This is a genomic window from Rhodoligotrophos defluvii (assembly GCF_005281615.1).
Taxonomy (GTDB): domain Bacteria; phylum Pseudomonadota; class Alphaproteobacteria; order Rhizobiales; family Im1; genus Rhodoligotrophos; species Rhodoligotrophos defluvii.
In genome coordinates this window covers 255,361-280,410 of record NZ_SZZM01000003.1, presented here as the reverse complement: position 1 = coordinate 280,410, position 25,050 = coordinate 255,361, and the positions used below count along the sequence as shown (strand labels likewise).

Sequence of the window (25,050 nt, the reverse complement as noted above, 5' to 3'; positions counted from 1 at the left end):
TGCCTCGTCGGCGCCGCTCTCGGTCAGACGGGCTTCAGCAGCACGTGGCGCTTCTTGCCCATGGAGATCTTCACCGCATCCGCTGTGGCCGAAAGCACCACCGTCGCCTTGTCGTCCTCGACGAGGGCGTCGTCCACGCGGATCGCCCGGTTGGCGATGGCGCGCCGTGCTTCCGAGTTGGATGACGCAAGGCCAGCGCGCACCGTGGCACTCAGGATGCCGAGGCCGGCGATGAGCTCATCCCGCGGAATCTCCACCGTGGGCAGGCCCTCGGCGGCAACGCCGGCTTCGAAGGCCTGACGCGCCGTCTCGGCCGCCTCTTCCGCCGCGTCGCGGCCGTGCAAAAGGGCGGTGGCCTCGGTTGCCAGGACCTTCTTGGCCTCGTTGATCTCCTGACCCTGGAGGGCAGCGAGCCGTTCGATCTCCGCCAGCGGCAACTCCGTGAACAGCTTGAGGAACCGGCCCACGTCGGCATCGTCGGTGTTGCGCCAGAACTGCCAGTACGCGTAGGGGCTCAGCATCTCGGCCTTGAGCCAGATCGCGCCCTGCGCGGTCTTGCCCATCTTGGTGCCGGACGACGTGGTGATCAGCGGGCACGTCAAGGCATAGAGCTGGCTCGTGCCCATGCGGCGGCCGAGGTCGATGCCGTTGATGATGTTGCCCCACTGGTCGGAGCCACCCATCTGCAGGCGCACGTCATAGCGGCGGTTCAACTCCACGAAGTCATAGGCCTGGAGGATCATGTAGTTGAACTCCAGGAACGATAGCTCGTGCTCGCGCTCGAGCCGCATCTTCACGGACTCGAAGGTGAGCATGCGGTTGACCGAGAAATGGCGGCCCACGTCGCGCAGAAATTCGATGTAGTTGAGCGGCGCCAGCCACTCCGCATTGTCGGCCATGCGCGCGTCGTTGCCGCTGCCGGTGACATGGCTGCCGAAGGTCAGGAACCGGCTGAACACCTCGCGCAGGCTGGCCTTGTTCTCCTCGATCTGCTCCAGGCTCAGGATCTTGCGGCTTTCATCCTTGCCCGAGGGGTCGCCCACCCGGGTGGTGCCACCGCCCATGAGCGCGATCGGCCGATGGCCACACTTCTGAAACCAGCGCAGCATCATGATGGACAGGAGGTGGCCCACATGCAGCGAAGGCCCGGTGCAGTCATAGCCCACATACGCGGTCACCGGGCCGGCCGCGCAGAGGGCATCGAGCCCGTCCAGATCGGAGCACTGGTGGACAAAGCCACGCTCGTGCAGGATTTTTAGAAAATCGGACTTAAACTGATTCATGGATGAGCCGGTTCATGCCAGGATGCGCTGCTTCGGTGCCGCGTCTTAGCACAGGGGAAGACCATGGCAAATGTCTTGGCGGCCCATCTCGCGGGGCGCAGCGCTCACGGCGCGCCGCTGACCTTCCCCGGCACCGATGACGGGCGGTGTCCTTTATCCGACGGAGATGTCCCGGCGGCAGGCATCCAAGCCATGTCGCCGTCATTGCCGGCCTCCACTCAGCAGTCCAGCGATCGTTCCTTGGCCCGTGAGTGTGGCCCTGGATGCTCGGCTCAAGGCCGAGCATGACGGTTTGGTTTCAGATCGACAACTTCCGTCATTGTCGGGCTTGAGCCGACAATCCAGGGCATCAGGAGGCCATGTGCCCTGTAGTCCCAAGGGAGGGATGCCTAGTCCGAGCGTGCCCTAATCGGCCTGGGCCGGAGCGATGGCCACGCTCTCGCCGCAGCCGCAGGCGGAGGTCTGGTTGGGATTGTTGAACACGAAGCCCGAGGTGAGCAGCGTGGTCTTGTAGTCCATCTCGGTGCCGAGCAGGAACATGATCGCCGCCGGGTCGATGAAGATCTTGGCGCCCTTGTCCTCCACCACCTCGTCGCCCGGCTTCTGCTCGGTCGCATAGTCGAGCGTGTACTCCATGCCGGCGCAGCCGCCCTTCTTGACCCCGACTCTCAGGCCGAGGATGGGCTTATCCGCGCGAGTGGAAAGCTCGCGCAGGCGCGCTGCCGCCGCCTCGGTGAGCGTCATGGCCTTGGGCCTCGCCCGCAGTCTCGATTGCACTGTGCTCATGCGCCAACTCTCGAAATCCTCTGTCTCTAATATAGCATTCGCCGCGGCCAACACCACAACCAGCCTCGCACATTCCGCGTGACGGATTACGGCCTCACCAGTAGTTCAGGGCGGCGCGCGCCTCGTCCGACATCCGGCTCTGGTCCCAGGGCGGGTCGAACACCAGGTTCACGTTGGTGCCGGCCACGCCGGGGACCGCATTAATGGCATTTTCCACCCAGCCTGGCATATCGCCCGCCACCGGACAGCCCGGGGCGGTGAGCGTCATGTCCACCGTCACGGTGCGGTCGTCGTCGATATCCACCTTGTAGACGAGGCCGAGCTCGTAGATGTCGACCGGGATTTCCGGGTCATAGACCGTCTTCAATGCGGCGATGATATCGTCCGTCAGCCGCGCCAGCTCCTCGGGCGGAATGGCACTCGTGGCTTCCGCTTCGGCCGCTGCGGCAAGACTGTTGTCGCTCATGGCATTCGTCCCTAGCTGAACAGGCGGGCGGCCGATTTCAGGGCCTCGACCAGCCGGTCGACCTCTTCCATCGTATTATACATGGCGAAGGACGCGCGGCAGGTCGAGGTCTGACCGAAGCGCTGCAGCAGCGGCTGTGCGCAATGGGTGCCGGCCCTGACCGCCACACCGTGCCGATCGATCACCGTCGCCACGTCGTGGGCATGAGCGCCTTCGAGCGCAAACGAGATGATCGCGCCCTTGTCCGGCGCCGTGCCGAAGATGCGCAGGCTGTTGATCTCGGCCATGCGCCGGGTGGCATAGGCCAGAAGCTCCGCCTCGTGCGCCGCGATCGCCTCGCGCCCCACCGCCATCATGTAGTTGAGCGCAGCCCCGAGCCCAATCGCCTGGACGATGGCCGGGGTTCCCGCCTCGAACCGGTGTGGCGGCGGCGCATAGGTGACCGTGTCGAGGGTCACGTCCTGGATCATCTCGCCGCCGCCCTGATAGGGCGGCATGGCCGTCAGGCGCTCGGCCTTACCGTAGAGCACGCCGATGCCCGAGGGGCCATAGGTCTTGTGCCCGGTGAAGACGTAGAAGTCGCAGTCGAGGTCCTGAACGTCGACCACCGTGTGCACCGCGCCCTGGCTGCCATCCACCAGCACAGGAATGCCGCGGGCATGCGCGAGCCGGATGATCTCCTTGATCGGCGTGATGGTGCCCAGCGCGTTCGACATGTGGGTGATGGCCACCATTTTCACCCGGGGGCCGAGCAGCTTCTCGTATTCCTCCAGGATCAGCGCGCCGTTGTCGTCGATGGGCGCCCATTTGAGCACTGCTCCGCGTCGCTCCCGGTGGAAATGCCAGGGCACGATGTTGGAGTGGTGCTCGAGGATCGAGAGGACGATCTCGTCGCCTTCGCCGATCACCATGCCGCCGAAGCTCTGGGCCACCAGGTTGATGGCCTCGGTGGCATTGCGGGTGAAGACGATATCGTCGACCGAGGGGGCATTCAGGAAAGCGCGCACGCTCTCGCGCGCGTCCTCATAGGCCTGGGTCGCCGCATTGGACAGGAAATGCAGGCCGCGATGGACATTGGCATATTCCATTTCATAGGAATGGCGCACCGCATCGATGACCGCCTTGGGCTTCTGGGCCGAGGCGGCATTATCGAGATAGGTGAGGGGCTTGCCATAGACCTCGCGGGCCAGGATCGGAAAATCCGCCCGGATGCGCGCCACGTCGAGCCGTGGGGCCACCGGCTTGACCAGGCCCGCTGCTGCGGCTTCAGCCATTCCCATTCTCCCCACTCGAGATGAGCCAGCCTTCCGCCAGGGCGGCTAGGCGCTCGCGGATACCCTCATGGTCCACGGCATCGAAGGCCTCGGCCACGAAGGCCGCGATCAGCATGGACTTGGCTTGCGGCTCCGGAATGCCGCGGGCCATGAGATAGAACAGAAGGTCCTCATTCAGCTGGCCGGCGGTGGCGCCATGGCCGCAGGCCACGTCGTCGGCGAAAATCTCCAGCTCCGGCTTGGCGTCGAACTCGGCCCGTTCGGAAAGCAGGAGGCCATGGCTCTGCTGCTTGCCGTCGGTCTTCTGGGCATATTGCTCGACGATCAGCTTGCCTTGAAAGATCCCGTGCGCCTCGTCATCCAGCACTGCCTTGAACAGCTCGCGGCTGGTGCAATGGGGAACGGCATGGTTGACCACCAGGGTCGTGTCGCAATGCTGCTTGCCCGCCAGCAGATAGGCGCCGGAAATATTGGCATCCGCCTCCTCGCCGCGGAATTTCGCGAAGATCTGGTTGCGGGAGAGCCGGCTTCCGGCGGTGGCGGTGAACTCGCGGAATCTGGCTCGGGCGCCGATCTCCACATGCAGATTGGCCAGGTGGACGGCCTCAAGGCTGTCGTCCTGCACCTTGATCCGCTGGAACGTGGCGTCATCGCCGATGCGGATTTCCGTCACTGCGCCCGCCACGTGATCGGCAGCGGCGCCCACATGGGTCTCGATCAGGGTGAGGGCCGCGCCCGCCTCCAGCACCACCACATTGCGCAGGCCGCTGATATGGGCGGAAGGATCGGTCACCACCGAGATGATCTCGATAGGCTGCTCGACCGCCACGCCGGCCGCGACGTGAATGGCGGCGCCATCGCGCAGGAAGGCTGCGTTCAGCGCGCGGATCGGGTCGGCCTCCGGTCCGTAAACTTTGCCGAAAGTGTCCTTGAGCCAGGCCGGCGCGTCTTCCGGCATCTCGCTCAAGGTGAGCACGGTGAGACCGTCGGCCACTGGCAGCTCCGAACGCTGCGCATCGAACCGGCCGTCGACGAACACCAGCCGCGCCGCATCAAGCCCGGTGAACGGCGATTTGGCCATGAGCCGCTCCACCACGCCAGCGGCGGGCTTGGCCGGTTCGGTCAGGGGCAGATAGGCGCTCTGCAATGCGCGGCGCAGGTCGGTCCAGCGCCATTCCTCGATGCGGCGGTGGGGCAGGCCCGTGGCCGCGAAAGCCGAATAGCCGGCCTCCCGCTGCTTGTCGAGCCAGGGGCTCAGCGGTGCGTTGGCGCGGAAGGCCGGGAAGGCATCCAGAAGCGCCTGTTCGGTCCGGGTCTGCTGAACTGCGACGTTCATCGTCGATACGCGTCCTTAGGCTGGTGGTCTGGGGAAGAAGCGGCGTCAGGCGGCGCTCGCCTCATACTCCGCATAACCACTGCGCTCGAGCTCGAGCGCGAGGTTCTTGTCTCCCGACCGCACGATGCGGCCCGCGGACAGCACATGCACCTTGTCGGGCACGATATAGTCGAGCAGCCGCTGGTAATGGGTGATCACCAGCATGGACCGGTCGGGCGCACGCAGGGCGTTCACGCCATCGGCCACGATCTTCAGGGCATCGATGTCGAGGCCGGAGTCGGTCTCGTCCAGCACGCAGAGATGGGGCTGCAGCACCGCCATCTGCAGGATTTCGGCACGCTTCTTCTCGCCGCCCGAAAAGCCCACATTCACCGGCCGCTTCAGCATGTCCTGGGCAATGCGGAGCTGGTCGGCCTTCTGCCGCACCAGCCGCAGGAAGTCAGGGGTCGACAGCTCCGCCTCGCCCCGCTGCTTGCGCTGGGCGTTGAGCGCGGTCTTGAGCAGCTGCATCATGGCCACGCCAGGGATCTCGATCGGATACTGGAAGGCGAGGAACAGGCCCGCGGCGGCACGCTCATAGGGCTCCATCTCTAGGAGGTCCTGGCCCATGAAGGTGATCGAGCCTTCGGTCACCTCATAGTCTTCCTTGCCGGCCAGCACATAGGACAGCGTCGACTTGCCCGAGCCGTTCGGGCCCATGATCGCATGCACCTCGCCGGCCGCGATGGTCAGGTCGATGCCCTTGAGGATCTCGCGATCCTCGATCTTCACATGCAGGTTCTTGATTTCAAGCATTGCTTCAACCGCCAGAACTAAACCGTTGCGCCCATGGGCGCGGTGAACGTCTCGTCAATGATATTGCCGGTGTTCAAAACCCCGGCTGGCTCGAACAGCAGGATCTCCGCTTCCTGCTCCGCCACCGGCCGGTGATCCACACCACGGGGCACCACCAGGGCCTCGCCCGGACCGAGCTCAACCACCCGGTCCCTGAACTCGATGCGGATCGCGCCTCTCCACACCAGGAACAACTCGTCTTCATGCTCGTGATGATGCCAGGGAAATTCCCCCTGAACCTTCACCAGCTTGAGCTCCTGGCCGTTCAGCGAGGCCACGACCTTCGGCCGCCAGTGCTCGCTGAACTGGGCGAACTTGTCGTCGAGCGCGAACTTGTCCGGCATCATCCGACCGAGCCCTCGAGGCTGATGCCGATCAGCTTCTGCGTCTCGGCCATGAACTCCATCGGCAGCTGCTGCAGCACGTCGCGCACGAAGCCGTTCACGATCAACGCCACCGCCTCCTCCTCGGAGAGCCCGCGCTGCATGACGTAGAACATCTGATCGTCGGAGATCTTCGACGTCGTCGCTTCGTGCTCGAACTGGGCCGAGGCATTCTTCGCCTCGATATAGGGCACGGTATGCGCGCCGCACTGATCGCCGATCAGCAGCGAGTCGCACTGGGTGAAGTTGCGCGCATTCGTTGCCTTGGGGTGCGCCGAGACCAGCCCGCGATATGTGTTCTGCGAGAAGCCCGCGGCAATGCCCTTGGAAATGATGCGGCTCGACGTGTTGCAGCCGAGATGGATCATCTTGGTGCCGCTATCGACCTGCTGGTGACCGTTCGAGATGGCGATGGAGTAGAACTCGCCGCGCGAATTGTCGCCCCGCAGGATGCAGCTCGGATATTTCCAAGTGATGGCCGAGCCGGTCTCCACCTGCGTCCAGGAGATCTTGGAGTTCACACCCCGGCAGTCGCCGCGCTTGGTGACGAAGTTGAACACGCCACCCTTGCCCTCAGCATCGCCGGGATACCAGTTCTGCACCGTGGAATACTTGATCTCCGCGTCATCCAGCGCGATCAGCTCGACCACGGCCGCATGCAGCTGGTTTTCGTCGCGCATCGGCGCCGTGCAGCCTTCGAGATAGGAGACGTAAGAACCCTTGTCGGCGATAATCAGGGTGCGTTCGAACTGGCCGGTGTCCTTTTCGTTGATGCGGAAATAGGTGGACAGCTCCATGGGGCAGCGCACGCCCGGCGGCACATAGACGAAGGAGCCGTCGGAGAACACGGCCGAGTTCAGCGCAGCGAAGAAATTGTCGGACTGCGGCACCACCGAGCCCAAATACTTCTTTACAAGCTCGGGATGGTCCCGCAGCGCTTCCGAGATCGAGCAGAAGATCACGCCCGCCTTGGCCAGCTCTTCCTTGAAGGTGGTAACCACGGACACGGAATCGAACACCGCGTCCACGGCCACGCGCGTCCGCTCGGCGCCCTCGCCATCGGCTCCATCCAGCCGCGCACCCTCGACGCCCGCCAGAATGGCCTGCTCGCGCAGGGGAATGCCGAGCTTCTCATAGGTGCGGAGCAGCTCCGGATCGACCTCGTCCAGGCTCTTCGGGCCCGAGCCCTGCTTCTTGGGTGCCGCGTAGTAGTAGAGATCCTGATAATCGATCTTGTGATAGCTGACCCGCGCCCATTTCGGCTCGTCCATGGTGAGCCAGCGGCGATAGGCATCGAGCCGCCATTCCAGCATCCAGGCAGGCTCGCCCTTCTTCTCCGAGATGAAGCGGATGATGTCCTCGTTCAGGCCCTTGGGGGCCTTCTCGACCTCGATCTCGGTGGTGAAGCCGTACTTGTACTTGTCCACGTCGATGGCGCGGACCTTTTCGATCGTCTCGAGATCAGCCATTCCTCTTCCTCACATCATCCCGTGCGCCGCCAGCGTCGTCCTCAGGCGGCATATTGTGTCCGCTTCCGCTCAACAATGCGTGCAAGGCTGGCAAGCAACCTATCGATATCGGCCTCGGTGCTCGACCAGCCCAGGCTCACGCGAATGGCGCCGCTGCTCAGTTCATCACCCACGCCCATGGCGGCCAGCACGTGGGAGCGGGCGACCTTGCCCGACGAGCAGGCAGAACCGGAGCTCACCGCAATACCGTCGAGGTCCAGCGCCACAAGCAGCAGCTCCGCGCTGATGCCCGGCACCGCAAAGCAGCTGGTATTGCTGAGCCGCTCGGTACCGGATCCGAAAATGACCGCGTCGGGCGCAAGCTCAACCAATGCCGTCTCGAACCGGTCGCGCAAGGCCGCAAGTCGGGACGGCTCACTCGCCCTCGCCAGAGACCGCTGCGCCGCTTGGACCGCAGCGCCGAAGCCGGCGATCCCCGCCACATTTTCCGTGCCGGCGCGGCGCCGTTTCTCCTGGCCACCGCCCCACATATGGGGGCGCAAGTTCAGATTATCACGTACAATAAGCGCACCGGTGCCCTGCGGCCCGCCGAGCTTATGACCACTGACCGACATCATGTCGAGATCGAGCACGGGCCAGGAAAGCGACAGCCGACCAGCGGCCTGAACCGCATCCACATGCACCAGGGCACCGCGGTCATGCGCCAAGCGCGCAATCTCGGCGATGGGCTGGATAACGCCCGTCTCGTTGTTGGCGGCCATGACCGACACCAGGGTCGGCCCCGGATCGGCGAGCAGACTCTCGAGCTGATCGAGATCGATGACGCCGGCCGAATTCGTGCGGACCGTCACGAGCGCGCATCCACGAGCCTGGGCCGGCTCCAGGATGCTGGCGTGCTCGACCGCCGATACCACGATGCGTTCGACCGGCGCACCGAAGATCGCCAGGTTGTTCGCTTCCGTGGCGCTGCTGGTGAAGACCACCATTTCCGGCCGGGCCCCGACCAGGGCCGCCACTTCACCCCGCGCCTCTTCGATCAGTCCGCGTGCACGGCGGCCCTCATAGTGCACCGACGAGCCGTTGCCAACCACATCGAGCGCGGCAGTGACGGCGGCACGGGCTTCCGGCCGCAACGGCGTGGTCGCGTTATGGTCGAGATATGTGCGCAAGCCCGTCATGCGACCATTGGTTTCAGTGCGTGTTGGTTTAGCGGAACGGCCGGATGGGGACGGTCGCTCAAGCATTTCCCTTGGCGTGCTGAGCGTTACCATCCCGTCCCTGCCATTGGAGCCTGCAACCGAGCTGCGACCGCGAGGCCACCATCAAGCGCGAATTACTTGAAACCAGACGCCGGGCTTGTGATATGAAACGTCGGCGGCCGGTCCGTACCCTTGAACAATTCTAAGGTGCATATAGAAAACCTGACTGGCCGAGTCAACAAATGGTCTGGGGCCTTTCCGCTTGGTGAGAGCGGGGGGCTTGTTTTGGAATTGGTCAAGAGAGCACACCGAGGATCGACATGCCGGAAGTGATTTTCAACGGGCCAGCGGGTCGCATCGAGGGCCGCTATCACCATAACAAGGGCCCGAACGCGCCGGTTGCCGTGATCTTGCACCCGCACCCGACCTTCGGCGGCACGATGAACCATCCGATCGTGCACGCCCTGTACTACGCGTTCGTGCGGCGGGACTTCTCCGTGTTGCGCTTCAATTTTCGCGGGGTTTCCCGCAGCCAGGGCGTGTTCGACAACGGCGCGGGCGAGCTGTCGGACGCGGCTGCAGCACTCGACTGGGTGCAGGTGATCAACAGGGATGCGCGCAGCTGCTGGATCGCCGGCTTCGACTTCGGCTCATGGATCGCCATGCAGCTCTTGATGCGCCGGCCGGAGATCGAGGGCTTCATCTCCGTTGCGCCCATGGCCAACCATTACGATTTTTCGTTCCTCGCCCCATGCCCCGCGTCCGGCATCTTCATCAATGGCGAAAAGGACGCGGTGACCGCGCCCGAGCACGTGACCAGCCTGGTCAGCAAGCTCAAGACCCAGCGCGGCATCACCATCGAGCACAAGCTGGTGCCCGGCGCGAACCATTTCTTCGAAAACAAGCTCGACGAGCTGATGGAAGTGGTCGAAGACTATATCGACCGCCGCCTGGCCCAGAGCGAGGCGGCTTAAGGACAAGAGGCCGCCATCGCTGCCGGGCCGAATGGACAACTTCCGGAAAGCTTACGTCTAGCTCACCCGCCACTCCTGCTCCACCAGACGCAGGTGAGACGGGATGGCTCCGGCGCAGGCCTGGTGCGCCACGCGCACCTCGGCAAGGGTTGCCTCGATGCTGGTGCGCCAGAAGTCGAGAAAGCGGGTCAGACGCGGGAAGCGAGGCGCCGTGTCATAATGCTGCCAAAGGAAGGTTTGCAAGATCTCCGGGTGGTCGGGCAGGTAATAGAGAATCTCTGCGGTGGTGAGCTGCAGACGCTCGTCGAGATGGGCTTTACGCAGACTGTTACGATCCCAGATCAACGGCTCCATACGGTCCTCATGAGTCGGGTTATCGGGTCATATCATTTTGAATTTTGTGCGGACTTGCGCGGCCGTCAAGGCCTGTTCGAACGCATTTAGCGTTTAGAAACAGTATGTTAGCAGCAAATTCCGAGTGCTGCTAACAACGTAACCAAACAACTCGCGATGCTTCCCCCCTTTACGAATCGCGCCCGCTCGGGCCATAAGCATCCATTCCATCAGCTTTGAGCCTCATGGAGGCACCCCGTAAGGGCTATTGAAGACTCTGCACGTTCAGGTCTGGTATGGCGCCGCTCGTTTCTCTGCACGGTTTGGTCAAGCGCTTTGCTGGAATAACGGCGGTCGATGGCATTTCCCTCGAAGTCGGCGAAGGAGAAGTCCTCGGCTTTCTCGGCCCGAATGGGGCAGGCAAATCGACCACGATGAAAATGGCGACCGGCTTCCTGCCGCCGGATTCCGGGCAAGCCGTCATCTGCGGACACGACGTGGCAAGCCAGCCCAAGGCGGCCAAGCGCGCTCTCGGCTATCTGCCGGAAGGGGCGCCCGCTTATGGGGAGATGACGCCGCGTGCCTTCCTGAGCTTCGTTGCCGATATCCGCGGGCTTTCCGGCGGGGGGCGCCGTGCGGCGCTCGACCGGGCGATGGGGCTGACCGAGCTCGAGGCGGTTGCGGAGCAGCCGATTGAAACCCTGTCCAAGGGCTTCAAGCGCCGGGTCGGGCTTGCCCAGGCCATTCTGCACGACCCGCCGGTGCTGATCCTGGATGAGCCGACCGATGGCCTCGATCCCAACCAGAAGCACCAGGTGCGGCAGCTGATCACCGAGATGGCGCCGCGCAAGGCGATCATCATCTCGACGCACATCCTGGAAGAGGTAGACGCGGTCTGCAGCCGCGCGGTGATCATTGCCCGCGGGCGAATCGTGGCGGACGGCACGGCGGACGCGCTGCGGCGGCTGGTTCCTTCGGCCGACGGCGCACCGGTCAGCCTGGAGGAGGCCTTTCGCCGGCTCACCACGACGGAAGGGGAGGGTCAGCGCCATGGCTAACATTCTGGCCGTCACCCGGCGCGAACTCGCCAGCTATTTCGCGACGCCGATCGCTTATGTGTTCCTGGCCATCTTCGTCGCGCTGGCGGGGGTATTCACCTTCTATCTCGGGCAGTTCTTCGATCGCGGCGTGGCGGACCTCAGCCCATTCTTCGACTACCACCTGTGGCTTTATCTGCTGCTGGTGCCCGCCATCGCCATGCGCCTGTGGGCGGAGGAGTGGCGCTCGGGCACGGTCGAGCTGCTGATGACCCTGCCGGTCTCCACAACGGAGGCGGTCGTCGGCAAATGGCTCGCCGGGTGGATCTTTCTCGGGATCGCCTTGCTGTGCACGGTGCCACTCTGGATTACGGTGAATGTCCTAGGAAAGCCCGACAATGGCGTGATCGCGGCAGCTTATCTCGGCTCCTTCCTCATGGCCGGCGGTTTCCTCGCCATCGGGGCGGCGATGTCGGCGGTCAGCCGCAATCAGGTGATCGCCTTCATCCTTGCTGCGGTCATGTGCTTCCTGTTCGTGATGAGCGGCACCAATCTCGTGCTCGGTGCCCTGCAGGGCTGGGCGCCGCAGGTGGTCACCGCCGCGGTCGCATCTCTCTCAGCGCTCACCCATTACACCAATATGTCGCGCGGCCTGATCGGCGCGGCCGACCTCGTCTATGTGGCCTCGCTGATTGCCTTTTGGCTCTTCGTCAACGCGGTCGTGGTCGAACTCGGCCGGGCGGAGTAGGGCGATGAGTAGCGCATCTCCCAATTCGCCCTCGCGTCGGCTGCTCGCGGCCGCCGCTATTGTCCTGGCGTTTCTTACCCTGCTGGGCGTCAACCTGTTCGCGTCCCAGGAGCTGCCGCTGACCAGGCTCGATGTGACGGAGGACAAGCTCTATACCATTTCCGAGAGTACTCGCGCCGAGATGGCGGGCCTTCGGGAGCCGATCATGGTGCGGCTCTTTTTCTCGAAACGGCTGGGGGAGGTTGCACCGACCTTCCAGGCCTATTTCGACCGGGTGCGGGCCCTTCTCGACTATTACGCCACCCTGTCGAACGGACGGCTGACGCTCGAGATCGTGGACCCCGAGCCGTTCACGGATGCTGAGGACGAGGCGGTTGCCGCAGGGCTGCAAGGGGTGCCCCTGGGCAATGACCAGCTCGGTTATTTCGGGCTGGTGGCCACCAACCGGACCGACGATCGCGAGACCATTCCGTTCTTCGCTTTCGACCGGGAGCGCTTCCTGGAATACGACCTGACCCGCCTCATCCACAAGCTCGCCACCGCCAAGCGGCCGAAGATCGGGCTGATCACCACGGTGCCGATCATGCAGAGCATGAACCCGATGACCGGGCAGCAGCAGCCGGCCTGGCGGGTGATCGATCAGATCCGCGACTATTTCGACCTCGAGGCCATAGACAGCTCTGCCAGCACCATTCCCGCCGATGTCGACCTCCTGATGCTGGTGCAGCCCGCGGGCCTCGCACCGGAACTGCTGCTTGCGATCGATCAGTTCGCCTTGGCGGGCAAGCCTGTGCTGGCGTTCGTCGATCCCCTGGTCGAGATCATGGGGCCCACCGCGTCCGGCTTCGGACCGGATGACGGCTTCCTCGCTCTGCTGAGCAAATGGGGCGCGCGCTTCAAGCCCGACGAGGTGGCGGGCGATGCCGATCATGCGCGGCAGGTGCAATATGGCTCGCCGTCGCGGCCGTCCGTCGCCGACTACCTGGTGTGGCTCGACATGACCGCGGAGACATTCGCAGCCTCCGACCCGGTCTTTGCCGGCATCAAGTCGGTAACCTTCGCTACGCCCGGCATCCTGCACAAGGCCGACAATGCGACGATTACGACCGCTCCGCTGATCGAGACCAGCGACAATGCCATGGCCTTTCCGCTGAGCGCGGTGCGCAATCCGGATCCGAAAAGGCTGCTGGATGACTTCGCGCCGGGCGGCCTGCCATTGGCGCTGATTATGCGCGTGAACGGCAAGGCGGACACGGCCTATCCCAATGGCGTGCCGAAGGGTCGTGACGAAGATGCCGAGGCGGCGGAGGCAACCGAGACCACCCCGGCCAGCATGACGGCGCCGCCACTCATCTCGGGCACCGTCAACGCCATCATCATTGCTGACGTGGACATGCTCTATGACAGTTTCTGGGCCGATGTCCGCGAGCTGCTCGGCACGCAATTCCTGGTGCCTCTGGCGGGCAATGCGGACATGGTGATCAACGCCTTGCAATATCTGGCCGGCGGCACGGCCTTGGCGGATCTGCGCGGCCGCGGCGTGCAGGACCGGCCGTTCACGCTGGTGCAAGCGATACGCCGGGAGGCCGAAGCCCGGTTCCGCGCCCGGGCGGAAGCCTTGAACCAGAACCTGCAGCAGGTCGAGGCCCGCATCTCCAGCCTGCAGCAGGGAGCGGGCGGGGGTAACGTCATCCTGTCGGACGAGGATCGCCGCGCGCTCGCCGCGTCGCGGGCGGAACTCGTTTCCCTTCGCCAGCAGCTCAGGGACGTGCAGCGGGCCTTGCGGGAGGATATCGACCGGCTGGATCTGTTGCTGAAGCTTCTCAACATGGCGCTGGTGCCGGTGCTGATCGGCATTGCCGGCGGCATCGTGTTCTGGGTGCGGCGACAGCGTCGCGTAGCCTGGCGGAATGCGAGCGAAACGGCCGCGCCGGCGGGGCAGGGGGTGTCGGCATGATCACGCCGCGAGTGGTCGTAGGCCTGCTGGTTGCGGCAATCGTTTCGTTGACGGCGGCTGCCTGGTCCTATTCCAGCAACCACCAATGGACCGCCCTCGATGCGGGCGGCGAGGCCATGCTGCCGGGTCTCGATCAGCGGCTGGGCGATGTGGCCGCCATAGAGGTGAAGGACCCCGCAGGTGCCATCACGCTGAAGCGGGATGGCAGCGTATGGCGCATCGCCAACCAGGACGGCTACCCCGCCGACACCCAGCGGGTCCATGCGTTGTTGATCACCCTTGCCGAGCTCAAGCGCATCGAACCCAAGACCGACCGGCCGGATCGCTACGGCGTGCTTGGGGTCGGCGCGCCGGACAAGCCGGATACCGAGGGCGCGGGCACGTTGGTCACGCTTAAGGCGCAGGATGACGCGACGCTGGCCGCGCTGATCGTCGGCAGCTTGCGCGCGCAACGGCTGGGCGAGCGCGGCGCCCCAGGCGTCAGCGGCACTTATGTGCGCATGCCTGATCAGGCGCAGAGCTGGCTCGTATCTCAGGATGTCGAAGTTTCCAGCCGGCTCGATCGCTGGGTCAGCACCAATGTTCTCGGCCTACGCCGCGATCAGATCGCGGAGGCGGTGATCACTCCGGCTGGCCAGCCGCCCATGATGTTGAAGCGAAAGGGCAGTGCGGAGGGCGAGCAGACATTCACCATCGAGAATCTGCCTGCGAATCGACAGCCGAAGAGCAGCTCCGGGCCGATGCTGGCGGCAACCGACTTTGCCGGGCTTTCCTTCGATGCAGTGCGCAAGCTGCAGGACGAAGGAGGTTCCCCGGCTTCGACCGTTGCGCTCGCGACCACCGACGGCATGAGGCTCAAGCTGGTGCTGACCAAATCGGGCGACGAGAGCTGGCTCGCGGTGACGCAACTTGCGCCGGGCGAGAACAAGGACGCCTCCTCAGCACTTGTTCGGCGCACGCAGGGCTGGCAGTTCCGCTTGAGCGATGCCGCGGCCAAGCCGTTCTTTCCCAGCTTGAACGACCTGACCGAGGCGCGGCCTGCCCCCAACCCTGAGGCTACACCTCCAGAGGCTGCGCCTCCTTCGCAGCCGGCGCCGTCGCAGGCCGAATAAGCCCCGCTCACGGGGTGAGGGTGAAGATCTGCCCGACCTTGGCGTCGGCCCAGGCGAAACAGCCGGCCAGCTGCATGCCCACGGGGAGTTCGCCATAGGCGCCGAGGGCACCTTGGTCCTTCAGGGCGCCGGCCAGGCCGGGCCTGTCGCCGGCCACCACCCAGACACTGTCGATCCAGGTCTGGCGCACCGGCTGTCCGCCAGCGGCGGCGATGCGGTTCACCATGGCCGTGTCGTCGAGGCCTGGCGGAAACACCACGAACATGCGGCCCGTGGCATCGGGCGCGAGGGCGGCATCGCGGATGGCCAGGGCCATGACCGCCAGCCAGACTACCAGGAGCGCTACGCCAATCCCTGCGGCGAGCCAATGGGGGTTCGAGCGGCGGCTAGGGCTGGCGGTGCCCGGCATGGCTCTCTTCCATCAGGTCTGCGGCACCGCCCGACCGAAATTCGGCGCCGCGTTCTCCCGCACCGGCAGGTTGATCAGGGCCGCTATGAAACAAAGGGCCACGCTCATCCACCACACCGGCCCGTAGGAGCCAAAAATGTCATAAAGCAGTCCGCCCAGCCAGACCCCGAAGAACGAGCCGATCTGGTGGCTGAGGAACACGACCCCATAGAGCATGCCCATGTAGCGGGTGCCGAACATGACCGCGACCAGCCCGGCTGTGGGGGGCACGGTGGAGAGCCATAGCAGGCCCATGACCGCCCCATAGATCAAGGACGACGCGCCGGTGAGGGGCAGAAGCAGGAAAACGAGCGTGGCGACGCCACGGCCGGCATAGATGAGGGCGAGGATATAGGGCTTGGAATGGCGGTTCGCCAGCACGCCGGCCATGTAGGACCCGACCACGTTGAACAGGCCCACCAGGGCGATGGCGGTGCTGGCGGTCGTCGGGTTGATGCCGCCTTCGACCAGATAAGGCGGCATGTGGGTGGTCATGAAGGCGAGCTGGAAACCGCAGACGAAGAAACCGGTGGTCAGCAGCACGTAGCTGCGGTGAGCGAGCGCCCGGCTGAGCGCTTGGAACAGGGGCAGGGTGGTTTCGGCTTCGCGCGGCTGGGCATTGGGATCGGCGGGCGGCGTGCGCAGGATTGCGGCGAGCGGCACGCAGATCAGCACGCAGGCTGCAAGCAGCACGAGCGCGGTTTCCCAGCCATAGGCGCTGATGAAGGCCTGGCCCAGCGGTGCGAACAGGAACTGGCCCAGTGAGCCGGCGGAGGTGGCGATGCCGAAGGCCCAGGAGCGCCGCTCCGGCCCGACCTTGCGGGAGAACGCCGCCATGACGATGGCGAAGGAGCAGGTGGCGATGCCTATGCCGACCAGCACGCCCGCGCTCAGCATGAACAACGGTGCATTCTGGGGCAGGGACATGGCGACGAGCCCGGCCGCGTAAATGATGGCGCCGGCCGCCAGCACGCGGGCGGTGCCGTAGCGGTCGGCCAGGCCGCCGGCGATGGGCTGCGCCATGCCCCAGACCAGGTTCTGAATGGCCATGGCCATGCCGAAGGTCGCCCGGTCCCAGCCATAGAACTCGGTGACGGGCAGGGTGAACAGGCCGAAGCTTGCGCGAATGCCGAAGCCGATCGCGGAGATCACACACCCGGCGATGATGATGATTTCAACCCGTGACCAGAGCGACTCCGGCTGCGAAAATGTGCGAGACATAGGCCGTCCTTGTTTACACGTCACCGCTGCCATTTTAGAGCGGCTGGGAATGCCTGGACCATTGCACAAATTCCAGAGCAGCTATGAGAAAAATGATCCATAGCAGCGCATTGGTCAATTCGGCTTATTAATGAGATCAGCGAGGTTGATGGTTTGGTGGCGAAACTCATCATGCCCCCGGTTCGGCCTGGGCGGCCCTGGATTGCCGGGTCAAGCGCAGCAGTGACGGAAGGGACCGGTGTTCCTCCTCCGCCCCGTCATGCCGGCCGCGCCTAGGCGCTGAGCCTGCATCCAGGGCCACACGGCACAAGCTTTCCTCTCGCTGCCCTGGATCACCGGCTCAAGGCCGGTGATGACGGAAGTGGCTAAAACTGTGGCGCTTCAGACCCATTTCCTCGGCACCAAACCCACCCCCCAAAAACCACAACGCGAGATCGCCTATCCTTAACCGGATAGCAGTGGGTCAAGCCCGGTGATGACGATTTGTTTTCCGTCAACAACTTACGTCATGTCCGGCCGCGCCTAGGCGCCGAACCAGGAGCCACACGGCGCCCAGGTTCGTCGCTGGCGCTCGAAACGTCAGGCGCTCTGCTGCTCGGCGACGATGTTGTTTTCCTTCAAAAGCTCCTGCAGCTCGCCCTTCTGGAACATCTCGCGGACGATGTCGCAGCCGCCGATGAACTCCCCCTTCACATAGAGCTGGGGAATGGTGGGCCAGTCGGAATAGGCCTTGATGCCGTTGCGCAGATCGTCGGAGGAGAGCACGTTCACCCCGGCATAGGGCACGCCGAGATAGTCGAGGATCTGGACAACCTGGCCCGAGAAGCCGCACATGGGCGCATCGGGTGTTCCCTTCATGAACAGCACGACGTCGTGCGACTTCACCTGCTGGTCAATCCACTGCATGACATCGCTCATCTCGCGACCCTCTCATATGTGCCGGATGGCCGGCAAGGAATGGAACGTCTGGATTAGTTGGTGATAGCACAGGCTGTGTTAAAGGCTAGATCACTCAATCGTCCGGGGCGGAGGTCTGCAGGGCAAGCGCATGCAGCTGGTTGCCCATGGCACCGCGCAGGGCCTGATACACGAGCTGGTGCTGCTGAACCCGCGTCTTGCCCTTGAAGGCGCGCGACACGACCGTCGCCGCGTAGTGGTCGCCGTCGCCGGCGAGATCGCGGATCTCGATCTTGGCGTCCGGCAGCGCATCCTTGATCAGGCGCTCGATCTGCTTTGCATCCATTGCCATGATCTCAAGTCCTCACCCTTGGCGGTGTGTGTTCTGCGCAGTTGGCCCGTTCATGCCCGGCCGGGCGGTGCATCCATATAGACGGGGAACCAGCCCTCGTGGGCATCGATCAGCTCCCGCACCGGAATATTGGCCACACCATCCACGATCAGAGCGCTGCCGCCAACCGTGCCTAGCCGTTCGACCGGAACGTCCGTAGTCGCCGCATCTGTCAGGATCGCATTAGCGTCAGCTTCGGCGCAAGTGATGACATAGCGGGCCTGGTCCTCGCCGAACAGAGCGAGGTGGGGCTCGCCGGGCACCGCGATCCGTGCGCCGAGCCGGCCGGCGATCGCCATTTCCGCGAGCGCTGCGGCAAGCCCGCCATCGGAGATATCATGGCAGGCGGTGATCCTGCCCGTCCGAATCAGCCTGCGGACGAAGTCGCCATGGCGCCGCTCCGCTTCGAGGTCCACCGTGGGCGGCGGACCTTCCTCGCGGCCCAGCACCTCGCGCAAGTAAATGGACTGGCCGAGGTGGCGGCCATGCCCGCCCACCAGCAGGATGATGTCGCCCTCGCGCTTGAACGGCACGCTGGCCGTCCGGTCGAGATCGTCGATCAGGCCGATGCCGCCAATGGCGGGTGTGGGCAGAATGGCGCGGCCGTTGGTTTCGTTGTAAAGCGAGACATTGCCGGAGACGACGGGGAAATCCAGCGCCCGGCAGGCGTCCCCGATGCCGTTAACGGCGCGCACGAACTGGCCCATGATCTCCGGGCGCTCGGGATTGCCGAAATTCAGGTTGTCGGTGACCGCGATCGGCTCGGCGCCCACGGCGGTCAGATTGCGCCAGCATTCCGCCACGGCCTGCTTGCCACCCTCGTAGGCATTGGCCTCGCAATAGCGCGGCGTCACATCCACCGACATGGCGAGGCCCTTGGGACCATCATCGATGCGCACCACGGCGGCGTCGCCGCCCGGCTTCTGCTGGGTGTTGCCGAGGATCAGGTGATCATATTGCTCCCACACCCAGCGCCTCGAGCACATGTCGGGCGCGCCGATGATCTTGCAGATCGCTCGGCCGAAATCGTTGGGGGGCGGCACTTCGCCATCGGCCAAAGGCGCGGGCGGGATGACATCGTCCCACGGCCGGTCGTATTCCGGCGCCTGATCGCCCAGGTCCTTGATGGGCAGGTCCGCCATGAGCTGCCCGCCATGCAGCACGCGGAACCGGAGGTCGTCGGTGGTGCGGCCAATGACGGCGAAATCGAGGCCCCACTTGCGGAAGATCGCCTCGGCCTCCGCCTCCTTCTCGGGCTTCAGCACCATGAGCATGCGCTCCTGGCTTTCCGACAGCATCATCTCATAGGCGGTCATGCCTGATTCGCGGCAGGGCACTTTGTCGAGGTCAAGCTCGACGCCGAGGTCGCCCTTGGCGCCCATCTCGACGGCCGAGCAGGTGAGGCCGGCGGCCCCCATGTCCTGGATGGCAATGATGGCGTCGCGCTCCATGAGCTCGAGGCAGGCTTCGAGCAGCAGCTTCTCGGAGAAGGGATCACCCACCTGGACCGTCGGCCGCTTGGCCTCGGCATCCTCGTCGAACTCGGCCGAGGCCATGGAGGCGCCATGGATGCCGTCGCGGCCCGTCTTGGAGCCGAGATAGACGATGGGCATGCCCACGCCGGAAGCCTTCGAATAGAAGATCCGGTCGGTGCGGGCGATGCCCACCGCCATGGCATTGACGAGGATGTTGCCGTTATAGCGCGGGTGGAAATTGACCTCGCCGCCAACCGTCGGCACGCCAAACGAATTGCCATAGCCGCCGATGCCCGCCACCACGCCCGCCACCAGGTGGCGCGTGCGGGGATGTTCGGGATCGCCGAAGCGCAAGGCGTTCAGCGTCGCGATCGGCCGCGCGCCCATGGTAAACACATCGCGCAGAATGCCGCCCACGCCCGTCGCCGCGCCCTGATACGGCTCGATGAAGGAGGGGTGATTATGGCTTTCCATCTTGAAGATGCAGGCGAGCCCGTCGCCGATATCGACGACGCCAGCATTCTCGCCCGGCCCCTGGATCACCCGTGGCCCCTTGGTGGGCAGGGTGCGCAACCACCGCTTGGACGACTTGTACGAGCAATGCTCGTTCCACATGGCCGAGAAGATGCCGAGCTCGGTCAGGCTCGGCTCGCGGCCGATGAGGCGGATGATACGGGCATATTCATCCGGCTTGAGCCCGTGCTCGGCGACGAGCTCGGGCGTGATGGTCACGTCATTGGCGGTCATAAGAACTCGAGGTGGTTGCTCGCTCATGCCTCATGCGGCATCGAGCAGGCTTTCAAACAGCGGGCGGCAATCGGTGCCGCCATGCAGCGGCTCGATGAAGTTTTCGGGATGCGGCATCAGTCCAACGACGTTGCCACGCGCGTTCATGATGCCGGCGATGTTGTTCACCGAGCCATTGGGCGCCGCATCCGGCGTGACGTTGCCATGCTCGTCGCAGTAGCGGAACACCACGCGGCCCTCGCCCTCGAGGCGGGCGAGCGTCTCGGCATCGGCGAAATAATTGCCATCGCCATGGGCCACGGGGCAGCGTACCACCTGGCCCTTGGCGAAGCGGCGGGTGAAGTCGGTTTCAATATTGTCGACGCGCAGATGCACGAGCTTGCAGTTGAACCGGAGCGAGGCATTGCGCATGAGCGCACCCGGCAGCAGCCCGCATTCGGTCAGGATCTGAAACCCGTTGCAGACGCCCAGCACCCGCAGCCCTCTGTCTGCCTTGGCGATGATATCGGCCATGATCGGCGAGCGGGCGGCGATGGCCCCGCAGCGGAGATAGTCGCCATAAGCGAAGCCGCCGGGCAGCACGACGAGGTCCACGTCCGGCAGCGTGGTGTCGCCATGCCAGACGAGGTCCGGCGCGCTGCCATGGATCTTGCGCAGCGCCACGATCATGTCGCGCTCGCGATTGGAACCGGGGAAGACGACGACGGCTGATTTCATGGCAGTGTGATGTCCGATTCTCCTATTCGCGTCATTGCCGGGCTTGACTCGGCAATCCAGGGACGTTCGGATGAGAACTTTGCCCTGGATGCCCGGCTCAAGGCCGGGCATGACGAAAAACGCTGAGCTTAACCTGCCAGCTCGATGTGATAGTCCTCGATCACCGTGTTCGCCAGCAGCCGCTCGCACATGGCTTGCAACTCGGCGCGGGCCTGCGCTTCGTCGCTGGCGGCCACGTCGAGCTCGATGAACTTGCCCTGGCGCACGCCGCCGACCGTGCCGAAACCCAGCGTGTGCAGCGCCTTCTCGATGGCCTTGCCCTGGGGGTCGAGCACGCCGCGCTTCAGGGTAATGGTAACTTTCGCCTTCATTCGGTTTCCATGTCTCGGATGCGATCGCGACCGATTCTATCGTGAACGATTCTATCGCGCGGATGCTAGCGATCGGTCTTGACCAGAACCGGCCGCTTGCGTTCGCGCTGGTCCTGTTCGGTCAGAATGCCGAGGCGGCGCGCCACCTCCTGATAGGCCTCCACCAGGCCACCGAGATCACGGCGGAACCGGTCCTTGTCAAGCTTCTCGTTGGTCTGCACGTCCCACAGCCGGCACGAATCGGGGCTGATCTCGTCGGCCACCACGACCCGCACCATCTCGCCCTCATACAGCCGGCCGAACTCCATCTTGAAGTCCACCAGACGGATGCCGATGCCGAGGAACAGGCCGGACAGGAAGTCATTGACCCGCAGCGCGAGAGCCATGATGTCGTCGAGCTCCTGGGGCGTCGCCCAGCCGAACGCGGTGATGTGCTCTTCAGAAACCAGCGGGTCCTGCAGCTCGTCCGACTTGTAGTAGAACTCGATGATGGAGCGGGGCAGGGCCGCGCCTTCCTCGAGGCCGAGCCGCTTCGACAGCGAACCTGCGGCAACATTGCGCACCACCACCTCGAGCGGGATGATCTCCACCTCGCGGATCAGCTGCTCGCGCATGTTCAACCGGCGAATGAAATGAGTGGGGACGCCGATCTCGTTCAGCCTGTTGAAGACAAACTCGGAGATCCGATTGTTGATGACCCCTTTGCCCTCGATAATCTGGTGCTTCTGCTTGTTGAAGGCGGTGGCGTCGTCCTTGAAATGCTGCACGAGGGTGCCTGGCTCTGGACCTTCATAGAGAATCTTCGCCTTGCCTTCATAGACACGGCGACGGTTCTTGTTCATGACTGCAATCCTCGATTAGGCTCTTGGACGACGATTTGGCGCCGTGTCCCTCGAGCGATCTTCCGAGCAGGTGGGGCAGGACGGATCCGAGCGGGGCACTCCGCTGCTCGCGTGAAGCTACTCCACAACGGCCAGAAGCACAACGAACCTGGGCATCGGCCGGCCTGATTTCAACATCCGGGAGCAATTAGGCAGTCCGGCTGCGTTTAGCAAGGGTTTCGCTACCCTGTCGCCGGACCGCCGGTCGCCGCCAGTTGATTTGGGAAACGCGCGCCGCTATCCCTTAACCCGACACGCGGGATCAGGGGCTTATGATGAAGAGTGGAGCGCGATGACCACATTTGATAAGCGCGAACAAGGCTTTGAGCGGAAATACGTCCTCGATGAGGAGCTGCAGTTCAAGGCAACCGCCCGGCGCAACAAGATGCTGGGGCTTTGGGCTGCCGAAAAGCTGGGGCTCTCAGGGGATGCGGCGGAGGAATACGCCAAGAGCGTCGTTGCCGCCGATTTCCAAGAGGCTGGCGACGACGACGTCTTCCGCAAGATCCGCGGTGACTTCGATGCGAAAAACGTGCAGCAGTCGGATCACCAGATCCGCCGGACCATGGACGAGCTGCTGCAACAGGCGACCGAGCAGGTGCGGTCCGAAGCAAAATAGGCTGGCAGCCGCGCAAGCCGGCATGCGGGGAAGGGGCGGGGGCGGTCGGGATGAGTAGGGCAAGCTTGGTCGAGCGATTGCGCGGCAGTGAACTGCTGCTTTCCTCGTGGTCCACGGTGCCGGATCCCTTGGTGGCCGAAACGCTGGCTCGTGACCGGTGGGATGCCTGCACCATAGACCTCCAGCACGGCATGATGGGCTATGCGGAGGCCCGCGCCATGGTGATGGCCATCACCGGCGTGGGGAAGCCCGCCATGGCGCGGCTGCCCCTCGACGGGCTCAGCATGGCCGCGCGGATGCTGGATATCGGGGTCGAGGGCATCATCGCCCCGATGATCAACTGCGCGGCCGACGTGGCTGCTCTCGTCGACGCGCTGCGCTACCCACCCGACGGCAACCGCAGCTGGGGCGCCTATAGGGCCATGGCGGTGGGCGGCCTGGGCAGGGAAGCCTATCTGGCCGAGGCCAACCGGCGCGTCGCGCTGTTCGCCATGATCGAGACCCGGGAAGCCGTTGCGAATCTCGAAACCATAGCCGCAACGCCCGGCCTTGCCGGCCTCTTCGTCGGACCGAGTGACCTCACTATATCCATGACCCAGGGCCGGACCTACGAGCCGGATGGCGAGCCTGATGTGCTTGAAGCAATGCGCGAGGTTGTGGCGGTCGCCAAGGCCCATGGCCTTTGCCCCGGCATCTTCACCCCGAATGCGCAGCAGGCGGCCCTGAGAATTGCCTACGGGTTCCGCTTCGTGACGGTGGGCAGCGATCTCGCGTTCATGGCGGCGGGCAGTGCATCAGCCCTGAACACGCTGCGGCAGAGCAACTGAGGAAAGGGTCATGGATCAGAGCACCGCACGCAGTGTCCTCAAGGAAAGCATGCTCGCCAAGATCGTCGAGCTCTCCGTGGCCGCCGGCGGGCTCGCGCACCAGACCGACAAGTATTTCAGCCATAGCCGCCGCATTGCCGAGGTGCATGGCGACAAGCAAGTCACCTATGCGATCTTCCTGCGCCGGCGCATCGTGGCGGCGGTCGAGCCGGCCCTGCGGCTTCTGCACTGGCACTGCCCTGAAGCCGAGGTGACTCGCTTCTTCGCGGAAGGGGAGATCGTTCCGGCGCACAAGAAGCTGATGGAGATCACCGGGCCGTTCTCCAAGCTCTCGGAAATCGAGACGCTGCTTCTGCAAAAGATCGGCTTTCCCTGCGTCTGCGCCAACAATGCCTATGACATGTGCCGGGCGCTGCCTTATGCGGGCTTTCTCGACATGCACGCCCGGCACGCGACCGGGCCGGAGATGAACCTGCTTGCGGCCTATGGCGCGTCCGTGGGCAGCGAAGCGGCCAGGGCCGCCGACCCACAGGTCAAAGGCTTCATCGGCTCGTCCCAGGATCTCACCGCGCCGCTCTATGGTGCGCAATTCGGCTCCGGCACCATGCCGCACGCGCTGATCGGCTACAGCGGCGGCGATGTGCTGGAGGCTCTGAAGCTGTTCGCGGAGGTGAATGCGGACACGCGGGTCGTCACCGCGCTGGTCGACTATCAGGGCCGGGAAGTGGATGATTCCGTACGCTGCGCCCGCTGGTTCTACGACGAGGCCAAGCTCGATACCCACGGCCGCAGCTTCAATGTCAGGCTCGATACCCATGGCGGCCGTTTCGCCCAGGGGCTCGACTATGAGCAGTCGGTCGAGACTGTGGGCCAGTGGCTGGGGGTCGAGGGCGAGTATAACATCGTCGAGAAGGTGCTGGGGGTGCGGGCCTTCCAGCTGGATACCGCCAATATCCTGGTGGACCAGGTGCGCCGTATCCTGTTCGGCAAGGGCGTGTCGGTGGCGAGCATCATCCATGTGCGGCGCGCTTTGGACAAGGCCGGCTATAAGCAGGCCGGCATTGTCGCTTCCAGCGGCTTCGACACGCAGAAATGCCTGGTGATGGGCGGGGCGCGCGCGCCGGTGAACGTGGTCGGCACGGGAAGCTTCCTGCCCGAGCGCTTGCAGGAGACCTATGCGACGGCCGACATCATCGCCTATGACGGCGAGAAGCGCGTGAAGGTCGGCCGCGAATACCTGCTGGACTGATGTTCTGGTGGGCAGC

The 25,050-nt window shown here is 64.4% G+C and carries 26 protein-coding genes; 8 read left to right on the top strand and 18 right to left on the bottom strand.

What is annotated here, in order from left to right:
* Window positions 1-23: 23 nt before the first annotated feature.
* The 9 genes from tyrS to E4P09_RS15585 all read right to left on the bottom strand — a co-directional run bounded on the left by tyrS (window position 24) and on the right by E4P09_RS15585 (window position 9,009).
* On the bottom strand, window positions 24-1,283 hold the full coding sequence (gene tyrS, locus E4P09_RS15625; RefSeq protein ID WP_137390534.1) for a tyrosine--tRNA ligase: 1,260 nt from the start codon (window positions 1,281-1,283) through the stop codon (window positions 24-26).
* Between the two features lie 405 nt (window positions 1,284-1,688).
* Window positions 1,689-2,069, bottom strand: a complete 381-nt coding sequence (sufA, locus tag E4P09_RS15620) for a Fe-S cluster assembly scaffold SufA (RefSeq protein ID WP_137390533.1) — start codon at window positions 2,067-2,069, stop codon at window positions 1,689-1,691.
* 94 nt (window positions 2,070-2,163) lie between these two features.
* Window positions 2,164-2,535, bottom strand: coding sequence for an SUF system Fe-S cluster assembly protein (locus E4P09_RS15615; RefSeq protein WP_137390532.1), 372 nt, complete (start codon window positions 2,533-2,535; stop codon window positions 2,164-2,166).
* Window positions 2,536-2,546: 11 nt separating this feature from the next.
* Complete coding sequence (locus tag E4P09_RS15610; protein WP_137390531.1) at window positions 2,547-3,809, bottom strand: cysteine desulfurase; 1,263 nt, start codon at window positions 3,807-3,809, stop codon at window positions 2,547-2,549.
* On the bottom strand, window positions 3,802-5,145 hold the full coding sequence (sufD, locus tag E4P09_RS15605; protein ID WP_137390530.1) for a Fe-S cluster assembly protein SufD: 1,344 nt from the start codon (window positions 5,143-5,145) through the stop codon (window positions 3,802-3,804). Before sufD ends, E4P09_RS15610 begins: the two co-directional genes overlap by 8 nt.
* Window positions 5,146-5,190: 45 nt before the next feature.
* Complete coding sequence (gene sufC, locus E4P09_RS15600; RefSeq protein WP_137390529.1) at window positions 5,191-5,940, bottom strand: Fe-S cluster assembly ATPase SufC; 750 nt, start codon at window positions 5,938-5,940, stop codon at window positions 5,191-5,193.
* Between the two features lie 17 nt (window positions 5,941-5,957).
* A complete protein-coding gene (locus E4P09_RS15595; protein ID WP_428977719.1) occupies window positions 5,958-6,326 on the bottom strand; it encodes a cupin domain-containing protein in 369 nt (122 codons plus the stop codon).
* Entirely contained in the window at window positions 6,323-7,831 is a 1,509-nt protein-coding gene (gene sufB / locus E4P09_RS15590) for a Fe-S cluster assembly protein SufB (protein ID WP_137390528.1), read from the bottom strand. Before sufB ends, E4P09_RS15595 begins: the two co-directional genes overlap by 4 nt.
* A 41-nt stretch (window positions 7,832-7,872) precedes the next feature.
* The gene (locus E4P09_RS15585) at window positions 7,873-9,009 is read right to left on the bottom strand and encodes a cysteine desulfurase family protein (protein WP_137390527.1); all 1,137 of its coding nucleotides are present in this window, start codon (window positions 9,007-9,009) and stop codon (window positions 7,873-7,875) included.
* A 341-nt stretch (window positions 9,010-9,350) separates the two neighbouring features.
* On the opposite strand from E4P09_RS15585, the gene E4P09_RS15580 reads away from it, so the two are divergent.
* Complete coding sequence (locus E4P09_RS15580) at window positions 9,351-10,004, top strand: alpha/beta hydrolase (RefSeq protein ID WP_137390526.1); 654 nt, start codon at window positions 9,351-9,353, stop codon at window positions 10,002-10,004.
* Window positions 10,005-10,061: 57 nt separating this feature from the next.
* Here the strand turns inward: E4P09_RS15580 and E4P09_RS15575 are convergent, their stop codons facing one another.
* Entirely contained in the window at window positions 10,062-10,358 is a 297-nt protein-coding gene (locus tag E4P09_RS15575; protein WP_137390525.1) for a hypothetical protein, read from the bottom strand.
* Window positions 10,359-10,633: 275 nt separating this feature from the next.
* Between E4P09_RS15575 and E4P09_RS15570 the strand changes: the two genes are divergently transcribed.
* From E4P09_RS15570 to E4P09_RS15555, 4 genes are read left to right on the top strand one after another with little or no spacing between them, the layout of a single operon-like run.
* Entirely contained in the window at window positions 10,634-11,395 is a 762-nt protein-coding gene (locus E4P09_RS15570; protein ID WP_137390524.1) for an ABC transporter ATP-binding protein, read from the top strand.
* Window positions 11,388-12,122, top strand: a complete 735-nt coding sequence (locus E4P09_RS15565; RefSeq protein WP_137390523.1) for an ABC transporter permease subunit — start codon at window positions 11,388-11,390, stop codon at window positions 12,120-12,122. The genes E4P09_RS15570 and E4P09_RS15565 overlap by 8 nt, the downstream gene beginning before the upstream one ends.
* A gap of 4 nt (window positions 12,123-12,126) precedes the next feature.
* Complete coding sequence (locus E4P09_RS15560) at window positions 12,127-14,079, top strand: Gldg family protein (RefSeq protein ID WP_137390522.1); 1,953 nt, start codon at window positions 12,127-12,129, stop codon at window positions 14,077-14,079.
* The gene (locus E4P09_RS15555; RefSeq protein WP_137390521.1) at window positions 14,076-15,191 is read left to right on the top strand and encodes a DUF4340 domain-containing protein; all 1,116 of its coding nucleotides are present in this window, start codon (window positions 14,076-14,078) and stop codon (window positions 15,189-15,191) included. The genes E4P09_RS15560 and E4P09_RS15555 overlap by 4 nt, the downstream gene beginning before the upstream one ends.
* Before the next feature lie 7 nt (window positions 15,192-15,198).
* Here E4P09_RS15555 and E4P09_RS15550 read toward each other — a convergent pair whose 3' ends face one another.
* The 8 genes from E4P09_RS15550 to purC all read right to left on the bottom strand — a co-directional run bounded on the left by E4P09_RS15550 (window position 15,199) and on the right by purC (window position 22,300).
* Window positions 15,199-15,600, bottom strand: coding sequence for a hypothetical protein (locus E4P09_RS15550; protein WP_137390520.1), 402 nt, complete (start codon window positions 15,598-15,600; stop codon window positions 15,199-15,201).
* A gap of 12 nt (window positions 15,601-15,612) precedes the next feature.
* Window positions 15,613-16,893 carry an MFS transporter gene (locus E4P09_RS15545; protein WP_137390519.1) on the bottom strand — a complete coding sequence of 427 codons (1,281 nt, stop codon included), beginning with the start codon at window positions 16,891-16,893 and terminating at the stop codon, window positions 15,613-15,615.
* A 546-nt stretch (window positions 16,894-17,439) separates the two neighbouring features.
* Entirely contained in the window at window positions 17,440-17,778 is a 339-nt protein-coding gene (grxD, locus tag E4P09_RS15540; protein ID WP_137390518.1) for a Grx4 family monothiol glutaredoxin, read from the bottom strand.
* A 94-nt stretch (window positions 17,779-17,872) separates the two neighbouring features.
* The gene (locus tag E4P09_RS15535) at window positions 17,873-18,109 is read right to left on the bottom strand and encodes a BolA family protein (protein ID WP_137390517.1); all 237 of its coding nucleotides are present in this window, start codon (window positions 18,107-18,109) and stop codon (window positions 17,873-17,875) included.
* 50 nt (window positions 18,110-18,159) lie between these two features.
* Window positions 18,160-20,370: a phosphoribosylformylglycinamidine synthase subunit PurL gene (gene purL / locus E4P09_RS15530; RefSeq protein ID WP_137390516.1), complete on the bottom strand. Its 2,211-nt coding sequence runs from the start codon at window positions 20,368-20,370 to the stop codon at window positions 18,160-18,162.
* Between the two features lie 30 nt (window positions 20,371-20,400).
* Window positions 20,401-21,087 carry a phosphoribosylformylglycinamidine synthase subunit PurQ gene (purQ, locus tag E4P09_RS15525; RefSeq protein WP_137390515.1) on the bottom strand — a complete coding sequence of 229 codons (687 nt, stop codon included), beginning with the start codon at window positions 21,085-21,087 and terminating at the stop codon, window positions 20,401-20,403.
* A 128-nt stretch (window positions 21,088-21,215) separates the two neighbouring features.
* A complete protein-coding gene (gene purS, locus E4P09_RS15520) occupies window positions 21,216-21,458 on the bottom strand; it encodes a phosphoribosylformylglycinamidine synthase subunit PurS (protein WP_137390514.1) in 243 nt (80 codons plus the stop codon).
* A 65-nt stretch (window positions 21,459-21,523) separates the two neighbouring features.
* Window positions 21,524-22,300, bottom strand: a complete 777-nt coding sequence (gene purC / locus E4P09_RS15515) for a phosphoribosylaminoimidazolesuccinocarboxamide synthase (protein ID WP_137390513.1) — start codon at window positions 22,298-22,300, stop codon at window positions 21,524-21,526.
* Window positions 22,301-22,631: 331 nt separating this feature from the next.
* Here purC and E4P09_RS15510 point away from each other — a divergent pair, with 331 nt between their 5' ends.
* From E4P09_RS15510 to E4P09_RS15500, 3 genes are read left to right on the top strand one after another with little or no spacing between them, the layout of a single operon-like run.
* A complete protein-coding gene (locus tag E4P09_RS15510) occupies window positions 22,632-22,958 on the top strand; it encodes a DUF1476 domain-containing protein (RefSeq protein ID WP_137390512.1) in 327 nt (108 codons plus the stop codon).
* A gap of 50 nt (window positions 22,959-23,008) precedes the next feature.
* Window positions 23,009-23,785, top strand: a complete 777-nt coding sequence (locus E4P09_RS15505; protein WP_137390511.1) for an HpcH/HpaI aldolase family protein — start codon at window positions 23,009-23,011, stop codon at window positions 23,783-23,785.
* Between the two features lie 10 nt (window positions 23,786-23,795).
* Complete coding sequence (locus tag E4P09_RS15500; protein WP_205042137.1) at window positions 23,796-25,034, top strand: beta/alpha barrel domain-containing protein; 1,239 nt, start codon at window positions 23,796-23,798, stop codon at window positions 25,032-25,034.
* The last annotated feature ends 16 nt before the right edge of the window (window positions 25,035-25,050 follow it).

Bases quoted from the DNA above. Each gene is read 5' to 3' on its own strand.
- tyrS (WP_137390534.1), bottom strand. From the start codon at position 1,283: ATGAATCAGTTTAAGTCCGATTTTCTAAAAATCCTGCACGAGCGTGGC.
- sufA (WP_137390533.1), bottom strand. From the start codon at position 2,069: ATGAGCACAGTGCAATCGAGACTGCGGGCGAGGCCCAAGGCCATGACG.
- E4P09_RS15615 (WP_137390532.1), bottom strand. From the start codon at position 2,535: ATGAGCGACAACAGTCTTGCCGCAGCGGCCGAAGCGGAAGCCACGAGT.
- E4P09_RS15610 (WP_137390531.1), bottom strand. From the start codon at position 3,809: ATGGCTGAAGCCGCAGCAGCGGGCCTGGTCAAGCCGGTGGCCCCACGG.
- sufD (WP_137390530.1), bottom strand. From the start codon at position 5,145: ATGAACGTCGCAGTTCAGCAGACCCGGACCGAACAGGCGCTTCTGGAT.
- sufC (WP_137390529.1), bottom strand. From the start codon at position 5,940: ATGCTTGAAATCAAGAACCTGCATGTGAAGATCGAGGATCGCGAGATC.
- E4P09_RS15595 (WP_428977719.1), bottom strand. From the start codon at position 6,326: ATGATGCCGGACAAGTTCGCGCTCGACGACAAGTTCGCCCAGTTCAGC.
- sufB (WP_137390528.1), bottom strand. From the start codon at position 7,831: ATGGCTGATCTCGAGACGATCGAAAAGGTCCGCGCCATCGACGTGGAC.
- E4P09_RS15585 (WP_137390527.1), bottom strand. From the start codon at position 9,009: ATGACGGGCTTGCGCACATATCTCGACCATAACGCGACCACGCCGTTG.
- E4P09_RS15580 (WP_137390526.1), top strand. From the start codon at position 9,351: ATGCCGGAAGTGATTTTCAACGGGCCAGCGGGTCGCATCGAGGGCCGC.
- E4P09_RS15575 (WP_137390525.1), bottom strand. From the start codon at position 10,358: ATGGAGCCGTTGATCTGGGATCGTAACAGTCTGCGTAAAGCCCATCTC.
- E4P09_RS15570 (WP_137390524.1), top strand. From the start codon at position 10,634: ATGGCGCCGCTCGTTTCTCTGCACGGTTTGGTCAAGCGCTTTGCTGGA.
- E4P09_RS15565 (WP_137390523.1), top strand. From the start codon at position 11,388: ATGGCTAACATTCTGGCCGTCACCCGGCGCGAACTCGCCAGCTATTTC.
- E4P09_RS15560 (WP_137390522.1), top strand. From the start codon at position 12,127: ATGAGTAGCGCATCTCCCAATTCGCCCTCGCGTCGGCTGCTCGCGGCC.
- E4P09_RS15555 (WP_137390521.1), top strand. From the start codon at position 14,076: ATGATCACGCCGCGAGTGGTCGTAGGCCTGCTGGTTGCGGCAATCGTT.
- E4P09_RS15550 (WP_137390520.1), bottom strand. From the start codon at position 15,600: ATGCCGGGCACCGCCAGCCCTAGCCGCCGCTCGAACCCCCATTGGCTC.
- E4P09_RS15545 (WP_137390519.1), bottom strand. From the start codon at position 16,893: ATGGCAGCGGTGACGTGTAAACAAGGACGGCCTATGTCTCGCACATTT.
- grxD (WP_137390518.1), bottom strand. From the start codon at position 17,778: ATGAGCGATGTCATGCAGTGGATTGACCAGCAGGTGAAGTCGCACGAC.
- E4P09_RS15535 (WP_137390517.1), bottom strand. From the start codon at position 18,109: ATGGCAATGGATGCAAAGCAGATCGAGCGCCTGATCAAGGATGCGCTG.
- purL (WP_137390516.1), bottom strand. From the start codon at position 20,370: ATGACCGCCAATGACGTGACCATCACGCCCGAGCTCGTCGCCGAGCAC.
- purQ (WP_137390515.1), bottom strand. From the start codon at position 21,087: ATGAAATCAGCCGTCGTCGTCTTCCCCGGTTCCAATCGCGAGCGCGAC.
- purS (WP_137390514.1), bottom strand. From the start codon at position 21,458: ATGAAGGCGAAAGTTACCATTACCCTGAAGCGCGGCGTGCTCGACCCC.
- purC (WP_137390513.1), bottom strand. From the start codon at position 22,300: ATGAACAAGAACCGTCGCCGTGTCTATGAAGGCAAGGCGAAGATTCTC.
- E4P09_RS15510 (WP_137390512.1), top strand. From the start codon at position 22,632: ATGACCACATTTGATAAGCGCGAACAAGGCTTTGAGCGGAAATACGTC.
- E4P09_RS15505 (WP_137390511.1), top strand. From the start codon at position 23,009: ATGAGTAGGGCAAGCTTGGTCGAGCGATTGCGCGGCAGTGAACTGCTG.
- E4P09_RS15500 (WP_205042137.1), top strand. From the start codon at position 23,796: ATGGATCAGAGCACCGCACGCAGTGTCCTCAAGGAAAGCATGCTCGCC.